Origin of the sequence: Burkholderia sp. BCC1977 (genome assembly GCF_905339595.1) — a bacterium.
Classification (GTDB): Bacteria; Pseudomonadota; Gammaproteobacteria; order Burkholderiales; family Burkholderiaceae; genus Burkholderia.
The window spans coordinates 1-347 of sequence record NZ_CAJPGQ010000191.1 but is presented as its reverse complement, the minus strand read 5'-3'; the positions used below and the strand labels follow the sequence as shown (position 1 = coordinate 347).

Annotated in this window: 1 protein-coding gene; it reads right to left on the bottom strand. The window is 62.5% G+C overall.

Annotated features, from left to right (window positions below):
- Nucleotides 1-25: 25 nt before the first annotated feature.
- Nucleotides 26-347 (bottom strand): transposase domain-containing protein (locus U5771_RS35420; protein WP_322028217.1); only part of this gene is annotated, 322 nt, incomplete at its 5' end.

Sequence of the window (347 nt, the reverse complement as noted above, 5' to 3'; positions counted from 1 at the left end):
GTATGCGGTCTTTTAACGACGCCCATCAGAGGTTGGGAGTGGCAGGCATGCTCCATGGCATGAGGGCGGCATAGTCGTCGGCGGTTGCGGCGAGCGGCAACCTGGTGAACAGCCAGACCAGATAGCGATACGGCTCGACGCCGTTCGCCTTGCACGTCTCGACGAGGGAGTACAGGTTGGCACTGGCCTGCGCGCCGGCGACAGTATCGGAGAACAGCCAGCCCTTGCGGCCGACGACGAACGGCCGGATCGCGTTCTCGCACAGGTTGTTCGAGATCGGCCAGTTGCCGTTACCGACGTATCGGACCAGCTTGGGCCACTGTCCGCTCATGTACTGCAATGCCTTG